This window comes from Acinetobacter sp. FY683 (assembly GCF_059515885.1).
Genome location: NZ_JCAKNA010000003.1, coordinates 101733 through 120476, shown reverse-complemented (window position 1 = coordinate 120476; position 18744 = coordinate 101733). Strand labels below are relative to the sequence as shown.

The following is an 18744-nucleotide window of genomic DNA, read 5'->3' as shown; positions in this document are numbered from 1 at the left end:
TCATTATTTAACACTAAATTACGCTTGTTTTTTTGTATAAAAAGCGTTCTGATATTCAAACTTTTCTCAAAATTAGCTTATGGATATGACTAATTTAGATATTTCTCATCAATTCGATGTGATTATTGTGGGGAGTGGCGGTGCAGGTTTAACACTTGCATTATCTTTGCCACATCATTTTAAAATTGCTGTTTTAGCCAAATCATCACTCACCGATGCAAGCACCTATTATGCTCAAGGTGGCGTTGCTGCTGTTTTAGATCAAACAGACTCTATTGAACAACACATAAATGACACAATGATTGCAGGTTCATTTTTATGTGAAAAAAATGCTGTTCAACAAACGGTAGAAGGTGGTCAAGCTTCTGTTGATTTTCTATTAGAACAAGGTGTTCAATTTACGTTAGATGATCAAAATCAGCTTCATTTAACACGTGAAGGCGGGCATTCACAACGTCGAATTATTCATGCCGCAGATGCGACAGGTAAAGCAATATCCACCACCCTTGTTGAACGTGCAAAAGAAAAAGAAAACATCCAAATTTTTGAAAATTTTATTGCTATAGACATCATCACATCACAAAAGCTCGGTCTAACAGAAGACAATCATGCTTTAGGTTTATATGTTTTAGATGAAACTACAGATCAAGTTCAAACCTTTTTAGCGCCATTTACTGCATTAGCTTGTGGCGGTGCAATGCGTGCCTATTTACATACATCCAACCCTGATATTGCAACAGGTGATGGTATTGCTATGGCGTATCGAGCAGGTTGCCGTGTGGCAAATATGGAATTTAACCAATTTCATCCCACATGTTTATACCACCCTCAAGCTCGCTCCTTCTTAATTACAGAAGCGATGCGTGGTGAAGGGGCTTATTTACGCCTGCCTGATGGCGAACGCTTTATGTTACGTTTCGATGATCGAGCTGAACTTGCTCCACGTGATATTGTGGCAAGAACCATAGACTATGAAATTAAGCGTTTGGGGATCCGTCACGTTTGGTTAGACATCACCCATAAATCTGAAGATTTTATTCAAGAACACTTTCCTACGCTTTATGCACGCTTACTCGAACTTGGTATTGATATCACCAAAGATATGATTCCTGTTGTACCCGCAGCACATTATACCTGTGGTGGTGTAATGGTAGATGAACATAGCCAAACAGATATTGTAGGTTTATATGCGATTGGTGAAACATCATATACAGGTTTACATGGTGCTAACCGAATGGCAAGTAACTCACTTTTAGAATGCTTTGTTTATGGCATGAGTGCTGCACAGCATATTCAAGAGAGTTTTAGGGAAAACTATCAATCGCCTAATGTTCCTGCTTGGGATGATTCTCAAGTCACCAATCCTGATGAAGATGTCGTCATTTTACAAAACTGGGATGAATTGCGCCAAACAATGTGGAATTACGTAGGCATTGTAAGAACCAACAAGCGCTTAGAACGTGCTTTACACCGTATTGAAATGCTCAAAAGTGAAATTCATGAGTATTATCAAGATTACAAAGTCAGTAAAAACCTGATTGAATTACGTAATTTAGTTTTGGTTTCTGAAATGATTGTTCGATGTGCAATAGAGCGCAAAGAATCTCGTGGTTTACATTACACTCTAGATCATCCAAAACAATCAGATCACTTACAAAAAACGGTGCTCAGTCCACATAGCAACCAAACTACACTCGAAAACATTCACTCATAAAATGTATTCATTCCTCTTCTAATTTAGGAGAGGAAGTTTTTCCATTTACTTAATAAGAAGAAATAAAATTTAATAATAAATCATATATGCCATTTCAAAAGTTTTGAGATGTAACGGTACTAAATCAGGTAGAGCCTGATATCCACCTGCCAAAACAAATAGCAATGGAATTTTATGTTTTTTCGCCAGACTAAAAACTAATTCTTCTCGTTTTTCAAGTAGTTCTGTTGTCAGCCAAGGTGAACCAAAAGGATCATTTTGATGACAATCCATACCTGCTTGATAAATCATTAAATCAGCATTCCAATCTATCGCTTTTTGAAACGCTTCATAAATTGCCATTGTATATTGAGCAAAATTGCCTTTATTTTTATGTATTACTCTCGACTCTGAACGCGCATTACCTGTAATTCCTAAAGGATCACCATGAATAGAAAAATTAAATAAATTTTCTAATTTTGCTGCAAAATCTGTAGTGCCATCCCCTACATGCTGATCACAATCTAAAACAAATATTTTCTTGTCTGAAAAATATTTTGCAACCAAAGCTAAACCATTGAATGTACAAAATGACCCACCATAAGCATAGGTCGCATGATGAAATCCCTGTGCAATATTTGCAGAAATACCATGTTCAAATGCTAATTCGGCAGCCAATATTTGCCCTGCGTTAATATGTAGAACAGCATCTCTATATTGCTCATTCCAAGGCTTAAATCCTGCCATAGTCGCAAGTTTGGTTGGTTCACCCGTTAAAACAGCATTTGTATATTTTTCATCATGCAAATCATAAAAAAGGGTTTGATCTAAAAGTTGTGGTTCATGAAATTGTACATAACCAAATTGAGAAAGTGCTTGTGCTACAGCCGTCAATTTTTCCATACTATTTGTATGTGTTTTTGCAAAATAACGCGGAGAATAACAAACTTGAAGCATCGCTATTTCTCCTTATATTTGCGCTTGTGCAATATTGAATAATTGAGTCAGTTCAGTTGTACCAGGACTATATAACCCATTCGCAACTTGTTGCTTATAGTGTGTTGAAAATGCTCTTTTTCTATTTTCAGGTGAAATAGCTAAAGTGGTTAATCTTAGAAACCAAAAGCCATTGAGTTCTTTATAAGACACTACATGCCCTTTAAATTGCTTATTTATTCTTTTATTTTCAATTTCACTAATATCATAATCTACTGAAAACAAAGAACCTGCGGGAACACGCACACCATTCATCAATAGTGCTTGTAAACTGATACAAGAATGGTTATCTCCCATATTCATTTTTTCAATGAGAATCGGACGCTCTTGATCATCAACAATAATATTAATTTCCCCTTGCCGAAGTACCGAACCATGTGCAATTTTTAGAAAAAAATTCTCTGCCATAGGGCAAGACCCAACTTTAGGTTTTTCTGCTAAAGTCTGTAATTCAACAATCTGACTCTGTTCTGAAATTTGAGGCAAAACAACATCTACTAACATTTGACAGAGAATTTTACTTTCTTCAAATTGCATTAAATTAGCTAATGACCTTAAATGTGCTTGAAACTCTCGTTCTATTTTCAAGCTTCGAACAAACTCATCATCATGCGGATTTTCATTTAAAAACACATCAATGCTTGGATTCAAATCTAGGCTACGCCACCCTGAAATTCCTATTGGATACAGTGATTTCAAATCTAAAATTTTCTTTAAATTTTTCCATGAATATTCATTAAATATTTTTAAATCAATAAACTCATTTTCTAATCTAGGTTGATTAATATATTCGGCAAGTAAACGAGTCGATTGTGTATATCCACACCCTCGTCTTTCTGTTTGATGGCTATAATGTTCATTCAACATTTCCTTTAACTTTTCAGATAATGGATAAACCTTATCTTGAAAAGCTTTTACCACCTCATGATCACTTACCTGCATAGTTATCCCACATCTATGTTTAATTTTTATTAAAGAAATTTTTATTTATAAACAACTTAGCACCATTTTAAAATTTGAACAATTAGTTTTCTAATTTTTAGGAATTGCATACGTTGCAGTAACATGAGCCACAGGATCATTCATTCCTATAGAATAAATCCAAACTTCACCCACAATTAAACTCCTCCCTACTTTTATTAATTTACACTCACCTTTTAAGTTTTGATTACCTGCTGGCTTACGTAAAAAATTAATATTCAAATTAGTTGTAACTGCCAAAGCAACAATACCTATTTCACCTAAAATTGCGACATAAAGTGCTAAATCTGCAAGTGCCATCATAGTTGGCCCTGAAACAGTTCCACCTGGTCTTAATTGTTCTTGATCTATCTTATAGATTAAGCGTGATCCCTGAGAAAAAACTTCTTCGACCTCACAATTGACTAAGCTTTGTGAAAAATCACGTTTTAAAAATTCAATAATTTCTGTTTTAGTACTTTTCATTTTGATTAAAAAAATCCCTTATAGACGTTTTACTATAAGGGATTTAAAAAAGTATAGTGAAATTAAAATTTAATTATGCAGATTTTAAATAAGCCAATGCTTGTTCAAATACCTGATCTGGTGTTTGTGTCGCATCTAAACGCTTAATACGCTCAGGAGAACGCTCGGCCAATGTGGCATAACCAGCTCTTACTTTCTCAAAGAAAGTTACTTTCTCTTGTTCAAAACGATCTAATGCTCCACGCTCTCTAGCACGATTCATCCCAATTTCAATGGGTGCATCTAACCAAAAAGTAAAATCAGGCATACGCGTTACAAAATTTGCATTTAAAAGCTCAAGTTTCTCTTGGCTCAAACCACGACCTGCACATTGGTAAGCAAAACTTGCATCTGTAAAACGATCACAAAGAACTGTCTTTCCTGCATTTAGTGCAGGCATCACAACTAAATCTAAATGCTGCGCACGTGCTGCATACATCAATAACAGTTCAGTATCATTACACATTTTTTCGTCATGATTTACAGATAACAATAGCGAACGAATCTGTTCTGCCATTGGCGTTCCACCTGGCTCACGAGTAAGTACAACATCTTTATTCTGTTGTTCTAAATACTCATAAATACGACGAATTAAGGTTGTTTTACCAACACCTTCTGTCCCTTCAAAACTAATAAACATCTTTACTCCTTATTTTTTAGATCTGATGACAGCCAGATATTCTTGTACCGCACGATTATGGTCTGCTAAATTACTTGTAAATTTGTGCCCACCATTACCCGTTGCCACAAAGTAAATATTATTAGAATTATCGGGATGTAATACTGCTTCAATTGCTTTCTTACTTGGTAAAGAAATTGGTGTTGGCGGTAAACCATTAATTCTATAAGTATTGTAAGGTGTCATGGTTCTTAAATCATTACGTGTAATATTGCCATTGTAACGATCACCCATACCATAAATTACCGTTGGATCTGTTTGTAGTCGCATACCAAGTTTTAAACGACGTTCAAACACACCCGAAACTTGTGCAAGCTCGCTATCTACATTTGTTTCTTTTTCAATAATTGAAGCCATCGTAAGTACTTCATATTTATCTTTATACGGTAAGTTTTCCTCACGCTGTTCCCATGCAGCATCTAAAGCTTTCATTTGACGTTTATATAAGTCTAATAAAATCGCTTTATCTGACTCACCTTTATCATAAAAATATGTATCTGGAGCAAATAAACCTTCAGGATGGTCGTAAGGAATATCTAAAGCTTTTAAAATTTCTGCATTAGACAAGTGGCTAACTTCATTTTTCACCAAAGGGTTCTTTCTTAAAGAGTTAATTAAATCTTTAAAAGTTGTACCCTCAATCACCTGAACTCGATTCATGTCAGCATTATCAATATTAGAAATCATATCCAATACTTGACGCACACTCATGCCTTTTCGAACTTCATAAACACCTGCTTTTAAGGTGTCATGAATCATTAGTTTTTGATAAAGCTTCAATACTATAGGGAAACTTACTTTATTTTCTTGCGCCAAACCATCAATAAAACCTGAGTAAGTATCTCCATTACTAATGACAAGACGTTGTTTAGACGTCTCTACAGGATAATCCTTAAACAAACTGCTCCAAAGTACACCTACAACTACAACCGCACAAATAAGTACAGTAATAACAATAGCTTTAGGCGAAAAAACTAATGAGGTTTTTTTCGTTTTCTTTTTAACTTTTGGCTTCGGTTTAGACATATTAGTGAATCTGGTTCAATTGAAGATGATGAAATAAATCAATACATGCTTGTGTATTTAACTGTTCAGAATTAAGTTTTGCCACTATTTTCATAGGACTTAAGGCATTACAAAAAAATAGACTTTGAATGTTTTGTATTTCATTCTGATCTATACGGCGTTGCTCACAAACTACGCCTTGTTGTTGCATGCGCTTAAGAATTTCTGCGCGCATAATACCATGAACACCATTATAACGAAGTTCTGGTGTCAGCCACGTGTTGTTTATTCGCACAAAACAATTACTACTCACCCCTTCAACTACAGCACCTTGAATATCTGTCACTAAAGCTTCAGCCAAGTTCTTATCATCTGCTTCTTTTTTTAAGAGGACTTGTTCTATTCGATTTAAGCTTTTAATTCCAACCAAATTAGGCATAAGCATACCTATAGATTGCGTTAAAACACCTGCTTCAATTTCTTCATATTGAAAATCCTGAACGTCTTTAGGATAGAAGTAAAACCAAAGCTCTGCATCATGTTCAGGTAGACTGTATCCACGCTGTCCATCACCTCGGCTAATAATAATTTTAAAAGTGCCATTGAGCACGCCATGTTCTTGTTTAAGTTGATCAATGCTTTGATCAATTAAATCTAAACTGACATTTAACAGTAATTTTTCACAAGCAAGTTTTAGGCGTGATTGATGTAATTGTGCTAATTCAATTTCATTATTACGAATACGTCCTGTCGTAAAGCAACCATCGCCATAATGGAATGCTCTGTCTAACAATGAGATATCCAAAACTTTTTGAGCATTTTTAAAACATTGCATACAGCATATATCCTATGAGCCTTAAAACATTTTAGAAATGATTAGTTCATTTCTTATTCACATAAATTCACATCAAATTCGTTTTTTATTATTTTTTTGGAAAAAAAACTCCCGCTATTCTTGCCTGACTTTAACAAATTATTCAAATAATACTTTGAGGCAAAACATGAATATTACTCATAAATTAAAACTTGGGATTCTCACAGCTCTTATTTCAGCAACAGCTTTTAGTGTTTCTGCAAAAGACTTTTTAAACGTATCTTATGATCCAACACGTGAACTATACGATAATTTTAACAAAGAGTTTGGTGCATACTGGAAAAAACAAACAGGTCAAGATATCCGTTATAAGCAATCACATGGTGGTTCTGGAAAACAAGCACGCGCTGTTATTGATGGTCTAGATGCCGATGTAGTTACACTTGCCCTTGCTGCAGATATTGATGAAATTGCAGAACGGGGTTTAGTTGCAAAAGATTGGCAGAAGAAGTTTCCACAAAACTCTACACCCTACACATCAACTATTGTTTTCTTGGTTCGTAAAGGCAACCCTAAAGGAATTAAGGATTGGGGGGATTTAGTTAAAAATGATGTTGCCATCATTACACCAAACCCTAAAACTTCGGGTGGCGCACGCTGGAACTATTTAGCAGCATGGGCTTGGGCTAAACATCAAAAAGGTGGTAACGACAAAACTGCTCAAGAATTTGTACGCAAAATTTATCAAAATACCAAAGTACTCGACTCGGGTGCACGCGGTGCAACAACTACATTTGCAGAACGTGGTATTGGTGATGTACTACTTGCGTGGGAAAATGAGGCTCATCTAGCAATTCGTGAACAACCAGATAAGTTTGAAATTATTACACCATCTCTTTCAATTTTAGCAGAGCCACCCGTGGCAATTGTAGAGAAAAATGCGAAGAAAAATGGCAATGAAAACCTTGCTAAAGCATATTTAAACTATTTGTATTCACCTGCAGGGCAAACAGTTGCTGCAAAAAACTTCTATCGCCCACGTAATGCCAGCGTACTTGCAAAATACAACACTGTATTTAAACCCTTAAAACTTGTGACGATTGATCAGGAGTTTGGTGGCTGGACAAAAGTACAAAAACAACACTTTGACAATGGTGGTATTTTCGACCAAATCGTAAAAGAAAATAGTAAAAAATAAAATTACACTCTATTTTAACCCTTTTAAAAACATTGGTTTTGTCCGCAGAATCAATGTTTTTTTGTATTTAATACATTTATCGTTTTTTTTCATATCAAATTCATTTTTTGTTATTTTTTTTGCATAAAGAAAATCGCTATTCTGCATCCATGTTTCAAAACATTAAAATATTGAGGTTGGCATGAGTGTTTCATCAAAATTAAAGCTTGGAGTCTTAGCTGCTCTAATCTCTGCAACATCGCTTACGGTTGCTGCTAAAGACTTTTTAAACGTTTCTTATGATCCTACTCGTGAATTATATGAAGATGTAAACAAGCAATTTGGTAAATACTGGGAAAGCCGTACAGGTCAAAAAATCAATTTTAAACAGTCACATGGCGGTTCTGGTAAACAGGCTCGTGCTGTGATTGATGGTTTAGATGCCGATGTTGTAACCCTTGCTCTTGCAGCCGATATTGATGTTATTGCTGAAAAAGCAAAATTATTACCATCCGACTGGCAACAGAAACTTCCTCAAAACTCAACACCTTATACATCTACAATCGTATTTCTTGTACGTAAAGGAAATCCAAAAGGCATTAAAGATTGGGGCGATTTAGTTAAACCTGACGTAGGAATTATTACACCAAACCCTAAAACGTCAGGTGGTGCACGTTGGAATTATTTAGCAGCTTGGGCTTGGGCGAAGCACCAAAAAGGTGGTAACGACCAAACTGCTCAAGAATTTGTTCGTAAAATTTATAAAAACACCAAAGTCCTCGATTCTGGTGCACGTGGCTCAACCACTACATTTGCAGAACGTGGTATTGGCGATGTACTACTCGCTTGGGAAAACGAAGCACACTTAGCCATTCGTGAACAACCTGGTAAATTTGAAATTATCACACCATCGCTTTCAATTTTAGCTGAACCACCTGTTGCTATTGTAGAGAAAAATGCTGCTAAAAAAGGCAATTTAAACTTAGCAAAAGGTTACTTAAACTACTTGTACTCACCTGCTGGGCAAGAAATTGCTGCGCGTAATTTTTACCGTCCACGTAACGCAACAACATTAGCAAAATATAAAGATACGTTTAAACCACTCAAACTAGTGACTATCGATCAAGAATTTGGTGGTTGGGATAAAGTACAAAAAGCACACTTTGAAAATGGTGGTGTGTTTGACCAAATCGTAAAAGCAAACAGCGCTAAATAACGAGCAGAAAAAAGGAGCAGGATCATGACACATACCGTAATTGTTCCAGGGGTTGGAGGTAGTGAATACAACCACTGGCAATCTATATTACAAAGACAGCTCATGCCCTCTTGCTCTCGTGTTCAACAAGCCAATTGGAATTTACCCATTTTAAAAAACTGGGTCGCAGAATTTGTTAAAACTGTAGCGCCTATTCAAGGTGATATTCAAATTGTTGCTCATAGTTTTGGTTGCCTAACTACTGTTGCTGCATTAGCACAGCACCCTGAACTGAAAAGCAAAGTTAAAAATTTAGTTTTAGTTGCACCTGCAAATCCTGCACGTTTTGGAAGTGCTGGTTTTGCTCGAAATAGCCATAACGACTATCAAGCTTATTTTCATCAGTTAAAAATACATGTGCCAACACATTTAATCATTAGTGAAAATGATCCGTGGTTAGAGTTTCAAGATGCCTTGCAATTGGCAAAATCGTGGGGCTTAAATCCAATTAATTTGGGTCAAGTTGGACATATTAATGTTGCATCTGGTTTTGGTTCTTTCCCTGAGTTAGAAAGCTATCTACTTTCAGATAAACCATCAAAACATATCAATATTTCTGATGTAGGCAAGTATTTTTTTAAATTTGCTATTTAACACTTGCAAACTATGCTTGTTTTCAATTTATTTATTTCACTGACTCATTTTAGTCAGTGCTCTCTTTTTGAGGAGTAATCATGTCGCAGCAATCCCGAGTGCTGCCAGGATTTGGTCTTTCTCTAGGCTTTACCCTAGCGTATTTATCATTAATTGTACTTATTCCACTTTCTGCGGTTTTTATTAAATCGTTAGGCATTGGATGGGATGGTTTATGGGAAATTTTAACATCTGAGCGTATTTTAAAGTCTTTACAACTCAGCTTTAGTGCAGCGGTTATTGCTGCTTTTATTAATGTTGTTTTTGGCTTATTACTGGCTTGGTGTTTAGTTCGTTACAACTTCCCCGGCAAACGTATTGTAGATGCTTTAGTCGATTTACCATTTGCATTACCAACGGCTGTTGCAGGTATTGCGCTTACATCACTTTATGCACCTACAGGTTGGATTGGTCAATATCTTGAACCACTTGGTATTCAAGTCGCTTATACCCCTTTAGGTATTACGCTTGCACTTATTTTTATTGGTATTCCTTTTGTGGTTCGTACAGTTCAACCTGTACTTAGCGACTTAGAAACCGAACTTGAAGAAGCTGCTTCTGCTTTAGGGGCAAGTCGTTTCCAAATTATTACTAAAGTGATTTTACCTATTTTATTGCCTGCATTAATTACGGGCTTCGCTTTAGCTTTTGCACGTGGTGTCGGTGAATATGGATCGGTTATTTTCATTGCAGGTAACCAACCATTTGAAACTGAAATTGCTCCACTCATGATTATTTCTCGCTTAGAAGAATATGATTATGCAGGTGCAACAACCATTGCTGTGGTCATGCTACTTCTGTCATTTGTAATTCTGTTCTTAATTAACCTATTACAAGCGTGGGCAAGTCGTCGTACAGGGAGAACTGCTCGATGAACACAAATAGTTTTGCTTTAGCTGAAAAACTACAATCTCGTGATGCGACACGTGAACCGACATGGGTACGTTATACGCTTCTAACTATTGCACTCATTTTCTTTTTGAGTTGCTTAATTTTACCTTTAGTTTTGGTATTTGTAGAAGCATTTAAACAAGGCGTTAGCGTTTATGTTCAAGCTTTGATTAATCCAGATACTTTATCTGCTGTGAAATTAACATTGTTGACCGCTGCAATTGCTGTACCACTAAACGTTGTATTTGGTATAGCCGCTGCTTGGTGTGTTGCGAAATTTCACTTCCGTGGTAAATCTATTTTAACCACTATTATCGACATGCCATTTTCGGTATCTCCTGTTATTGCAGGCTTAATGATTGTTCTCATTTTTGGGACACAAGGATGGATGGGCACTTGGCTCATGGATCACGACATTAAAATTTTATATGCCGTTCCTGCCATTGTTCTTGCAACTGTATTTGTTACTGTTCCTTTTGTTGCCCGTGAACTTATTCCTCTCATGGAAGCTCAAGGTACAGAGGAAGAAGAAGCTGCTATTGTATTAGGTGCTTCAGGTTGGCAAACCTTTTGGAAAGTGACCCTACCTAATATTAAATGGGGTTTAATCTATGGCGTCATTCTTTGTAATGCACGTGCAATGGGTGAATTTGGCGCAGTGTCTGTGGTTTCAGGACATATTCGCGGTGAAACCAATACATTGCCACTACACGTAGAAATTCTATATAACGAATATACATTCAGTGCTGCATTTGCTGTGTCTTCACTTTTGGCATTACTCGCAATTGTGACCCTCATTTTAAAAACATGGGTTGAGATTCGCCAAGAGAAACAAGACAAACGCAATGAAGATGCACAAGCTTAAGGAATGACCTCATGAGTATTCAAGTTAAAAATATTGAAAAACACTTTGGTGCATTCCATGCACTTAACAACATCTCTTTAGATTTCCCAGATGGTCAATTGGTTGCCCTACTTGGTCCATCTGGCTGTGGTAAAACAACATTACTTCGTATTATTGCAGGCTTAGAATCTGCAGATGGTGGTCAAGTTATTCTAGAAGGTGAAGATGCAACCAATGTTCATGTACGTGAACGTGAAGTTGGTTTTGTATTCCAGCATTATGCTTTGTTCCGCCACATGACTGTATTTGACAACATTGCATTTGGTTTACGTGTACGTCCACGTGCAACACGCCCATCTGAAGCTGAAATTAAAAAGCGTGTTACTCGTCTTCTAGATTTAGTCCAACTTGGTTTCTTGGCAGACCGTTACCCTGCTCAACTTTCAGGTGGTCAGCGTCAACGTATTGCACTTGCTCGTGCTTTGGCTGTTGAACCACGTGTACTTTTACTAGATGAACCATTTGGTGCACTAGATGCAAAAGTACGTAAAGAATTGCGTCGTTGGTTACGTACATTACATGATGAGCTTCACATTACCTCTATTTTTGTAACGCACGACCAAGAAGAAGCGCTTGAAGTGGCAGACCAAATTATTGTGATGAATAAAGGTAATGTTGAACAAATTGGTTCACCTCGTGAAGTTTACGAAAGACCAGCAACACCATTTGTATTCGACTTTTTAGGTCAAGCAAACCGTTTTGAAGGACACAATCAAAATGGTGTAATTCAAATTGGAGAAGATCGAGTTCAACTTGCAAGTTTACAAAATGCTCCACAAGGCAGTGTAATTGCATTTGCTCGTCCAGATGAGCTACATATTCATGCTCAACCGCAAGACAATGCAATTCAAGCAACTTTCTTACGTGAAGTATGGATTGCAGGTAAAGTTATTGCAGAATTACAAGATCGTCAGGGCAACTTAATTGAAATTACCTTAACGTCTGATGAAGCAAAATTACACCAATTCCGTCCTGACCAAACAGTTTGGTTAAGTGCAACGGCATTGCATTTATTTGAAAATCAAGTCGCTTAAGACTTTAGAGTGGGGTTAATTCCCCACTCACCAAAAGGGAACAAAGATAATGAATTTCCAACAACTACGAATCATACGAGAAACCGTAAGACAAAATTATAATCTTACAGAGGCTTCTGCAGCTTTATACACTTCACAATCTGGTGTAAGTAAACACATTAAAGATTTAGAAGATGAATTAGGCGTACAACTTTTTATTCGTAAAGGTAAACGCTTACTTGGCTTAACAGAACCTGGTCAATCTTTACTTGGTATCGTAGAACGAATGTTGGTAGATGCAGATAACATTAAACGTCTTGCAGATGATTTCAATAGAGTCGATGAAGGTACGCTGACCATTGCGACCACGCATACACAAGCACGCTATGTGTTACCGCCTATTGTAAATAAATTCAAAAAAGAGTTCCCTAAAGTTCACTTGATTTTACAACAAGCAAGCCCTGTTGAAATTACAGAAATGTTGCTCCAAGGCGAAGCTGATATTGGTATTGCAACAGAGTCTTTAACAACTGAAAGCAACCTTGCAAGTGTGCCATTCTACAATTGGCAACATAGTATTATTACGCCACAAAATCATCCGCTTGCAAGTAAAAGTAATATTACCATTCCAGATTTAGCAGAATACCCAATTATTACCTACCACGGTGGTTTCACGGGTCGTTCTAAAATTGATAAAGCATTTGAAGAATCTGGTGCAGATTTTGACATTGTAATGTCAGCACTAGATGCCGATGTAATTAAGACTTATGTTGAGCTTGGAATGGGCGTGGGTATTGTAAATGACGTTGCGTATGATGCTGAACGTGACCACCGTTTAAAGCAAATTCCAACAGATATTTTTGGTATAAATACGACATGGATTGCCGTTCGTAAAGGACATTTACTTCGTGGATATGGCTACGAATTTGTATCTTTATGCTCCCCAGAAACGGATATTAAAGCCTTAAAGAAAATGGCTTATCCTGAAGAATAATTTTAATCCTTAAAATTTAAGACATTAAAAAAAAGAGGCTATTAATAGCCTCTTTTTTAATTCAGACGTTAAATAAAATTACCAGTAGAAATTCACACCTACTTTACCAACGGGTAACCAAGCATATTTATTATCATTTTCAAGTTTATGTGCTTCCTTTGCCAACTCTGCATCTAAACTTGTTCCTGCATTATTGGTTGCCGAACCTGAAATAGTTTGTAAAGTTACAGTAGGATTACCTGTGTAGTAAGCACCAATTTCACCAAATACCCCCCAGTTTTTGCCAAACTTAGGTGCAATACCTAAACCTAAATATGGTGCAAGTGCATTGTCATATTTCATTTTACCATTAATATGAACACCTTCAGCACCTGCTAAAAAGTCGGTATTATTTACTGTAAAGCCACGTGCTCCATCTACACGGCGGTCTAAGTCATAATCATTTTTTAAATATGCTGCACCTGCTGCAACATATAGTCCTTGTGCCCAACGATTTTTGCTTGTACCCCAAGGGTGAATTTCCGCATTTAAATAGATATTTTTATTGTTCATATCAACATCATATTTAGAGCCATTAATTTTAATATCGTCAGACCATGACAAATCACCGCCATTATAACCTAGCGATAAACCGACATAAGGACTTGCAGTCCATTGAATTGCACCACCGTATCCCGTTGTACCAACTTCAGCACGCACACCTGTGGGGATTAATCGATTTTGTTCAAAAATATAACCATCTTTAATAACAGCATCTTCAGCCATTACCGTACCTGTCGCTGTTGTTAAAACAGATGCAACTAAGGCTGTTTTTAAATATTTCATTTCATACTCCATTAAGTGCGACATTGCCTTAAGCCATGAATCGTATAAATAACCAACGAATTCACTATAGTTTGAAAGTCGCTAATTTTTTGAGCGTGTTTTGCTTATTTTTGTTTTGTTTTACGTCATTTTCATAAGATTTAGTACAATTATGAAGGAAGATAGAATATATGATCACATTCAGTTATAAAAGATTAAAAAAATCAAAATATTTAAGAATAAATTCATTGCAGACTCGGTTTTAAGTCATTTTTTTAGTCAATATAGTGTAAAATCGTTAAAAATTTTTTTCTGGAAGGAAGATCATGTCTCAGCTTTCAACAATCATTGAACAAGCGTTTGAAGACCGTGCTAATTTCACAGCAGCGGATTGCTCTACTGAAATTCGCTCAGCAGTAGAAGAAGTTATTGCTGGCTTAGATAACGGCTCATTACGTGTAGCTGAAAAAATCGATGGTGAATGGGTTGTTCATCAATGGATTAAAAAAGCGGTATTGTTATCTTTCAAATTGAATGACAACAAACCAATGGAAGCTTGTGATCTTCGCTTCTATGACAAAGTTGATACTAAATTCAATGGCTGGACTGAAGAACAATTTAAAGCTGCTGGTGTACGTGTAGTACCTCCTGCTGTTGCTCGTAAAGGTTCTTTCCAAGCAAAAGGCGTAATTTTAATGCCTTCTTACGTAAACATTGGTGCTTACGTAGATGAAGGTACAATGGTAGATACATGGGCAACTGTTGGTTCATGTGCTCAAATTGGTAAAAATGTTCACTTGTCTGGTGGTGTTGGTATTGGTGGTGTTCTTGAGCCACTTCAAGCAAACCCAACAATCATTGAAGATAACTGTTTCATCGGTGCACGTTCTGAAATCGTTGAAGGCGTAATCGTTGAAGAAGGTTCTGTAATTTCAATGGGCGTATTTATTGGTCAGTCGACTAAAATTTATGACCGCGCAACTGGCGAAATCCATTACGGCCGTGTACCAGCAGGTTCTGTAGTTGTTGCAGGTAGCTTGCCTTCTAAATGCGGTACTTACAGCCTTTACGCTGCAATTATCGTGAAAAAAGTTGATGCGAAAACTCGCGCAAAAACAAGCTTGAACGATTTATTACGTGAAGATTAATCTTCTTCATTAAATAGATTACGGAACTTTAATTGTTCCTTGTCTCTACGGTCAGCCATGATCGTAGAGATTTTTATTTTTATAGTGTTCTATCTTCCTTGGTTAATTTTGTTATGAATAATCTCCGATCTTCCGCTATTCCTGTTTCTGATCCGTCTGCGGGTTTACGCATTACGGAGATTTTTTATTCATTGCAAGGTGAAGCAAATGCAGCTGGCTTACCTACGGTTTTTATCCGCTTAACGGGTTGCCCTTTACGCTGTACCTATTGCGATACAACTTATTCTTTTGAAGGTGGTGAACGCCAATCATTAGATGACATTATTCAAACAACACTAGATTTTAAAACACCTTATATTTGTGTCACGGGTGGTGAACCGCTCGCTCAACCCAATGCATTACCTCTTATGCAGCGTTTGGCAGATTTAGGTTGTGAAGTTTCTTTGGAAACAAGCGGTGCTTTAGATGTTTCTAAAGTAGACCCTCGTATTTCAAAAGTTTTAGATTTAAAAACACCAACTTCAGGTGAAGTTGCACGGAATTTGCTTTCAAATCTTGACCACTTAACAGCACACGACCAAATCAAATTTGTGATTTGTAACCGTGAAGATTATGAATGGTCTAAACAACAAGTTGAGCAATACAAACTGAATGAAAAAGTAAGCACTGTTTGGTTTTCGCCTGCATTTGCAGTTGAAAAAGGTGCCGTTCGTTTACCTCAACTTGCGCGTGATTTAGCGCAATGGATTTTAGACGACCATCTCCCTGTTCGTTTCCAATTGCAATTACACAAGTTGCTTTGGAATGATGAAACTGGTCGTTAATTTGATGCTGTTATAACTGCATCTCAGTATTTATTCTATATTTTTGGAGATTTAATATGCGCCCTCGTGCGATTGTATTGTTGTCTGGCGGTTTAGATTCAACTACATGTTTAGCTTGGGCTCAAGCTCGCTATGAATGTACAGCACTAAGCTTTATGTATGGTCAACGTTCAACGACTGAGTTAGTTGCTGCACAAGAACTCGCTAAGCGTTCAGGTGTAGAACATCGCATTATTAATATCGACTTAGGTAATTTAGGTGGTTCTGCATTAACAGATCACAATATTGAAGTTCCTGAGCAAGAACAAGAAGGTATTCCTGTTACTTATGTACCTGCACGTAATACCATCTTCCTGTCTTATGCTTTGGCTGCAGCTGAGGTTTTTGGTGCTGAAGCGATTGTAATTGGTATTAATGCAGTAGATTATTCAGGTTATCCTGATTGCCGACCTGAATTTATTGAAGCATTTGCCAACATGGCTCGCCTTGCTACAAAAGTTGGCGTGGAAGGTAAACCTTTAAAATTTGAAACTCCACTTTTACTATTATCTAAAGCAAATATTATTCGCTTAGGTCTCGAGCATGGCGTAGACTATAGTCAAACCGTGTCTTGCTACCAAGCAGATGACCAAGGACGTGCTTGTGGTGTTTGTGATAGCTGTCGTTTACGTAAACAAGGTTTCGTAGAAGCAGGTGTCGAAGATCCAACACGCTACATTCCAGTATAAAGGGGTATTTTGACCTAATGAAATCTAAAATTATTATTGCAAGTCTAGCTGCTGTGACTACTCTTTTTTCAGTAGCATCTTTCGCTGCTGCCGATCAATCTAAAATGGCTGCAGCTTATAAAAGTAATAATGTTAAACAAAGTTTAATTAATGTTTGTGTTGATGAGCAAACTAAAGCTGGTGCTTTAAAAGCAATTACTAAAGATGAAGTAAGTAAACTTTGTAAATGTAATGTTGAATCTCAAGGTCGTATGCCACAGTCTCTTCAATGGGAACTTCAAGGCGCTCAAAATGCGAAAGACCAAAAACGCTTTGCAACTGCAATGCAAGGTTTCGCAAAATCAGAGCAACCTAAAGTGAAAGCATGTTTAGGTACTGCTTTAGAAGCAAAATTATCTAAATTACAAAAATAATTTATTGAAGTTAAAAAAGCCACGTCATGTGGCTTTTTTATTGAATAAACACATGGCTTAAAAAAACAAAAAATCATTGAAAAGTCTTATCTATTTTTCCTCGCATTGAGTATGATCATCTACATAATTGAGAATTTTTAGAGTTTTAATATGTCTACTGAATTAAGTTTACTCAACCAAGTTTTCCCGACCACGTCAGGTGAAATTAATTTAACTGAAGTTCCTACAGAATGGTTAATTGTTTATTTCTACCCTAAAGATTCAACACCAGGTTGTACAACTCAAGCGGTTGGCTTTTCTTGTTTAAAAGATCAATTTGATACTTTAAACACCACTATTTTTGGTGTTTCTCGTGATTCTGTAAAAGCGCATCAAAACTTCACAGAAAAGCAAAACCTAACAATTGATTTAATTAGTGATAAAGAAGAAGTGCTTTGCCAGCATTTTGATGTGATTAAAGAAAAAAATATGTACGGTAAAAAAGTAATGGGCATTGAACGCTCTACGTTCATTTTCCATAACGGTAAATTAGTTAAGGAATACCGTAAAGTAAAAGCAGCTGGTCATGCTGAACAAGTTTTAGAAGATTTAAAAGCGCTTCAGGGTTAATTAAATCGTTAAGTTTAAAAGCAGGATACCCAAAAGCATCCTGCTTTTTTATGCAATTAACGAATACGCAATTCCCCACATCAAGAAACCAATACCCACATCTAAAACTTTCCAAGCCCTATAATCTTTAAACAATGGTTGTAAATATTTCGCACCATAACCCAAGCTAAAAAAGAAGATGAAAGACGCTAAACTTGCACCTATCGCAAAATGAACTTTATCCCCTGAAATTTGCGTAGAAATTGCGCCTATTAAAATGACTGTATCTAAATATACATGTGGATTTAGCCACGTAAATGCTAAACAAATCAGTAAAACTTTAACCAAGCTTGCTTCATCTTTGCCATTTGCTTCTAAGCTTTGTTTTTTTGTCCAAGCTTGATAAAAATGCTGTAAGCCATATAAAAATAAAAACATCGCACCTAAATATTTAGCAATATCCACCCAAGCTGTATGACTTTGTACAATATGACCAAAACCAAATACACCTGCAAAAATTAAAATGGCATCGGATATTGCACAAATCAAGCAAATCCAAAAAACATGTTCTTGTTTTAAACCTTGTTTCAATACAAAAGCATTCTGTGCTCCAATTGCAACAATCAGCCCAATACTCACTAAAAAGCCTTGAAGTACCGTATGTAGCATTTCAAATCACCGTCATTTAAATATGCGGGGA

Annotated in this window: 21 protein-coding genes; 13 read left to right on the top strand and 8 right to left on the bottom strand. The window is 36.5% G+C overall.

Annotated elements, in window-relative coordinates:
• Positions 1-79: 79 nt before the first annotated feature.
• On the top strand, positions 80-1714 hold the full coding sequence (nadB, locus tag AC5YDH_RS02550; protein ID WP_496116719.1) for an L-aspartate oxidase: 1635 nt from the start codon (positions 80-82) through the stop codon (positions 1712-1714).
• Positions 1715-1783: 69 nt separating this feature from the next.
• On the opposite strand, the gene AC5YDH_RS02545 is transcribed toward nadB, so the two are convergent.
• From AC5YDH_RS02545 to pabC, 6 genes are all read right to left on the bottom strand, one after another.
• The gene (locus AC5YDH_RS02545) at positions 1784-2650 is read right to left on the bottom strand and encodes an arginase family protein (protein WP_496116718.1); all 867 of its coding nucleotides are present in this window, start codon (positions 2648-2650) and stop codon (positions 1784-1786) included.
• Positions 2651-2662: 12 nt separating this feature from the next.
• Positions 2663-3631, bottom strand: a complete 969-nt coding sequence (locus tag AC5YDH_RS02540) for a hypothetical protein (RefSeq protein WP_496116717.1) — start codon at positions 3629-3631, stop codon at positions 2663-2665.
• 90 nt (positions 3632-3721) lie between these two features.
• A complete protein-coding gene (locus tag AC5YDH_RS02535) occupies positions 3722-4135 on the bottom strand; it encodes a PaaI family thioesterase (protein WP_496116716.1) in 414 nt (137 codons plus the stop codon).
• 73 nt (positions 4136-4208) lie between these two features.
• On the bottom strand, positions 4209-4814 hold the full coding sequence (gene tmk, locus AC5YDH_RS02530; RefSeq protein WP_496116715.1) for a dTMP kinase: 606 nt from the start codon (positions 4812-4814) through the stop codon (positions 4209-4211).
• Between the two features lie 9 nt (positions 4815-4823).
• Positions 4824-5879 (bottom strand): endolytic transglycosylase MltG, encoded by a 1056-nt coding sequence (mltG, locus tag AC5YDH_RS02525; protein ID WP_496116714.1) that lies wholly within the window; start codon positions 5877-5879, stop codon positions 4824-4826.
• 1 nt (position 5880) lies between these two features.
• The gene (gene pabC, locus AC5YDH_RS02520) at positions 5881-6693 is read right to left on the bottom strand and encodes an aminodeoxychorismate lyase (RefSeq protein ID WP_496116713.1); all 813 of its coding nucleotides are present in this window, start codon (positions 6691-6693) and stop codon (positions 5881-5883) included.
• Positions 6694-6859: 166 nt separating this feature from the next.
• Here pabC and AC5YDH_RS02515 point away from each other — a divergent pair, with 166 nt between their 5' ends.
• The 7 genes from AC5YDH_RS02515 to AC5YDH_RS02485 all read left to right on the top strand — a co-directional run bounded on the left by AC5YDH_RS02515 (position 6860) and on the right by AC5YDH_RS02485 (position 13539).
• The gene (locus tag AC5YDH_RS02515; RefSeq protein WP_496116712.1) at positions 6860-7870 is read left to right on the top strand and encodes a sulfate ABC transporter substrate-binding protein; all 1011 of its coding nucleotides are present in this window, start codon (positions 6860-6862) and stop codon (positions 7868-7870) included.
• 181 nt (positions 7871-8051) lie between these two features.
• The gene (locus AC5YDH_RS02510; protein ID WP_496116711.1) at positions 8052-9065 is read left to right on the top strand and encodes a sulfate ABC transporter substrate-binding protein; all 1014 of its coding nucleotides are present in this window, start codon (positions 8052-8054) and stop codon (positions 9063-9065) included.
• A gap of 24 nt (positions 9066-9089) precedes the next feature.
• Positions 9090-9698, top strand: a complete 609-nt coding sequence (locus tag AC5YDH_RS02505; RefSeq protein WP_496116710.1) for an alpha/beta hydrolase — start codon at positions 9090-9092, stop codon at positions 9696-9698.
• Between the two features lie 80 nt (positions 9699-9778).
• On the top strand, positions 9779-10612 hold the full coding sequence (cysT, locus tag AC5YDH_RS02500; protein WP_496116709.1) for a sulfate ABC transporter permease subunit CysT: 834 nt from the start codon (positions 9779-9781) through the stop codon (positions 10610-10612).
• A complete protein-coding gene (cysW, locus tag AC5YDH_RS02495) occupies positions 10609-11493 on the top strand; it encodes a sulfate ABC transporter permease subunit CysW (RefSeq protein ID WP_496116708.1) in 885 nt (294 codons plus the stop codon). The genes cysT and cysW overlap by 4 nt, the downstream gene beginning before the upstream one ends.
• Positions 11494-11504: 11 nt before the next feature.
• Entirely contained in the window at positions 11505-12566 is a 1062-nt protein-coding gene (locus tag AC5YDH_RS02490; RefSeq protein WP_496116707.1) for a sulfate/molybdate ABC transporter ATP-binding protein, read from the top strand.
• Between the two features lie 49 nt (positions 12567-12615).
• Entirely contained in the window at positions 12616-13539 is a 924-nt protein-coding gene (locus AC5YDH_RS02485) for a CysB family HTH-type transcriptional regulator (RefSeq protein ID WP_496116706.1), read from the top strand.
• Between the two features lie 78 nt (positions 13540-13617).
• On the opposite strand, the gene carO is transcribed toward AC5YDH_RS02485, so the two are convergent.
• Entirely contained in the window at positions 13618-14364 is a 747-nt protein-coding gene (gene carO, locus AC5YDH_RS02480; protein WP_496116705.1) for an ornithine uptake porin CarO, read from the bottom strand.
• A 305-nt stretch (positions 14365-14669) separates the two neighbouring features.
• Here carO and dapD point away from each other — a divergent pair, with 305 nt between their 5' ends.
• The 5 genes from dapD to AC5YDH_RS02455 all read left to right on the top strand — a co-directional run bounded on the left by dapD (position 14670) and on the right by AC5YDH_RS02455 (position 18065).
• Complete coding sequence (gene dapD / locus AC5YDH_RS02475) at positions 14670-15491, top strand: 2,3,4,5-tetrahydropyridine-2,6-dicarboxylate N-succinyltransferase (RefSeq protein ID WP_496116704.1); 822 nt, start codon at positions 14670-14672, stop codon at positions 15489-15491.
• Between the two features lie 113 nt (positions 15492-15604).
• Positions 15605-16315, top strand: coding sequence for a 7-carboxy-7-deazaguanine synthase QueE (gene queE / locus AC5YDH_RS02470; protein ID WP_496116703.1), 711 nt, complete (start codon positions 15605-15607; stop codon positions 16313-16315).
• Between the two features lie 56 nt (positions 16316-16371).
• On the top strand, positions 16372-17043 hold the full coding sequence (queC, locus tag AC5YDH_RS02465; RefSeq protein ID WP_496116702.1) for a 7-cyano-7-deazaguanine synthase QueC: 672 nt from the start codon (positions 16372-16374) through the stop codon (positions 17041-17043).
• A gap of 17 nt (positions 17044-17060) precedes the next feature.
• Positions 17061-17456, top strand: coding sequence for a hypothetical protein (locus AC5YDH_RS02460; protein WP_496116701.1), 396 nt, complete (start codon positions 17061-17063; stop codon positions 17454-17456).
• Between the two features lie 150 nt (positions 17457-17606).
• The gene (locus tag AC5YDH_RS02455) at positions 17607-18065 is read left to right on the top strand and encodes a peroxiredoxin (protein ID WP_496116700.1); all 459 of its coding nucleotides are present in this window, start codon (positions 17607-17609) and stop codon (positions 18063-18065) included.
• 48 nt (positions 18066-18113) lie between these two features.
• Here the strand turns inward: AC5YDH_RS02455 and AC5YDH_RS02450 are convergent, their stop codons facing one another.
• Positions 18114-18713: a LysE/ArgO family amino acid transporter gene (locus AC5YDH_RS02450; RefSeq protein WP_496116699.1), complete on the bottom strand. Its 600-nt coding sequence runs from the start codon at positions 18711-18713 to the stop codon at positions 18114-18116.
• Positions 18714-18744 lie beyond the last annotated feature (31 nt).

Coding starts and splice junctions, on each gene's coding strand:
- nadB (WP_496116719.1), top strand. CDS start 80: ATGGATATGACTAATTTAGATATTTCTCATCAATTCGATGTGATTATT.
- AC5YDH_RS02545 (WP_496116718.1), bottom strand. CDS start 2,650: ATGCTTCAAGTTTGTTATTCTCCGCGTTATTTTGCAAAAACACATACA.
- AC5YDH_RS02540 (WP_496116717.1), bottom strand. CDS start 3,631: ATGCAGGTAAGTGATCATGAGGTGGTAAAAGCTTTTCAAGATAAGGTT.
- AC5YDH_RS02535 (WP_496116716.1), bottom strand. CDS start 4,135: ATGAAAAGTACTAAAACAGAAATTATTGAATTTTTAAAACGTGATTTT.
- tmk (WP_496116715.1), bottom strand. CDS start 4,814: ATGTTTATTAGTTTTGAAGGGACAGAAGGTGTTGGTAAAACAACCTTA.
- mltG (WP_496116714.1), bottom strand. CDS start 5,879: ATGTCTAAACCGAAGCCAAAAGTTAAAAAGAAAACGAAAAAAACCTCA.
- pabC (WP_496116713.1), bottom strand. CDS start 6,693: ATGCAATGTTTTAAAAATGCTCAAAAAGTTTTGGATATCTCATTGTTA.
- AC5YDH_RS02515 (WP_496116712.1), top strand. CDS start 6,860: ATGAATATTACTCATAAATTAAAACTTGGGATTCTCACAGCTCTTATT.
- AC5YDH_RS02510 (WP_496116711.1), top strand. CDS start 8,052: ATGAGTGTTTCATCAAAATTAAAGCTTGGAGTCTTAGCTGCTCTAATC.
- AC5YDH_RS02505 (WP_496116710.1), top strand. CDS start 9,090: ATGACACATACCGTAATTGTTCCAGGGGTTGGAGGTAGTGAATACAAC.
- cysT (WP_496116709.1), top strand. CDS start 9,779: ATGTCGCAGCAATCCCGAGTGCTGCCAGGATTTGGTCTTTCTCTAGGC.
- cysW (WP_496116708.1), top strand. CDS start 10,609: ATGAACACAAATAGTTTTGCTTTAGCTGAAAAACTACAATCTCGTGAT.
- AC5YDH_RS02490 (WP_496116707.1), top strand. CDS start 11,505: ATGAGTATTCAAGTTAAAAATATTGAAAAACACTTTGGTGCATTCCAT.
- AC5YDH_RS02485 (WP_496116706.1), top strand. CDS start 12,616: ATGAATTTCCAACAACTACGAATCATACGAGAAACCGTAAGACAAAAT.
- carO (WP_496116705.1), bottom strand. CDS start 14,364: ATGAAATATTTAAAAACAGCCTTAGTTGCATCTGTTTTAACAACAGCG.
- dapD (WP_496116704.1), top strand. CDS start 14,670: ATGTCTCAGCTTTCAACAATCATTGAACAAGCGTTTGAAGACCGTGCT.
- queE (WP_496116703.1), top strand. CDS start 15,605: ATGAATAATCTCCGATCTTCCGCTATTCCTGTTTCTGATCCGTCTGCG.
- queC (WP_496116702.1), top strand. CDS start 16,372: ATGCGCCCTCGTGCGATTGTATTGTTGTCTGGCGGTTTAGATTCAACT.
- AC5YDH_RS02460 (WP_496116701.1), top strand. CDS start 17,061: ATGAAATCTAAAATTATTATTGCAAGTCTAGCTGCTGTGACTACTCTT.
- AC5YDH_RS02455 (WP_496116700.1), top strand. CDS start 17,607: ATGTCTACTGAATTAAGTTTACTCAACCAAGTTTTCCCGACCACGTCA.
- AC5YDH_RS02450 (WP_496116699.1), bottom strand. CDS start 18,713: ATGCTACATACGGTACTTCAAGGCTTTTTAGTGAGTATTGGGCTGATT.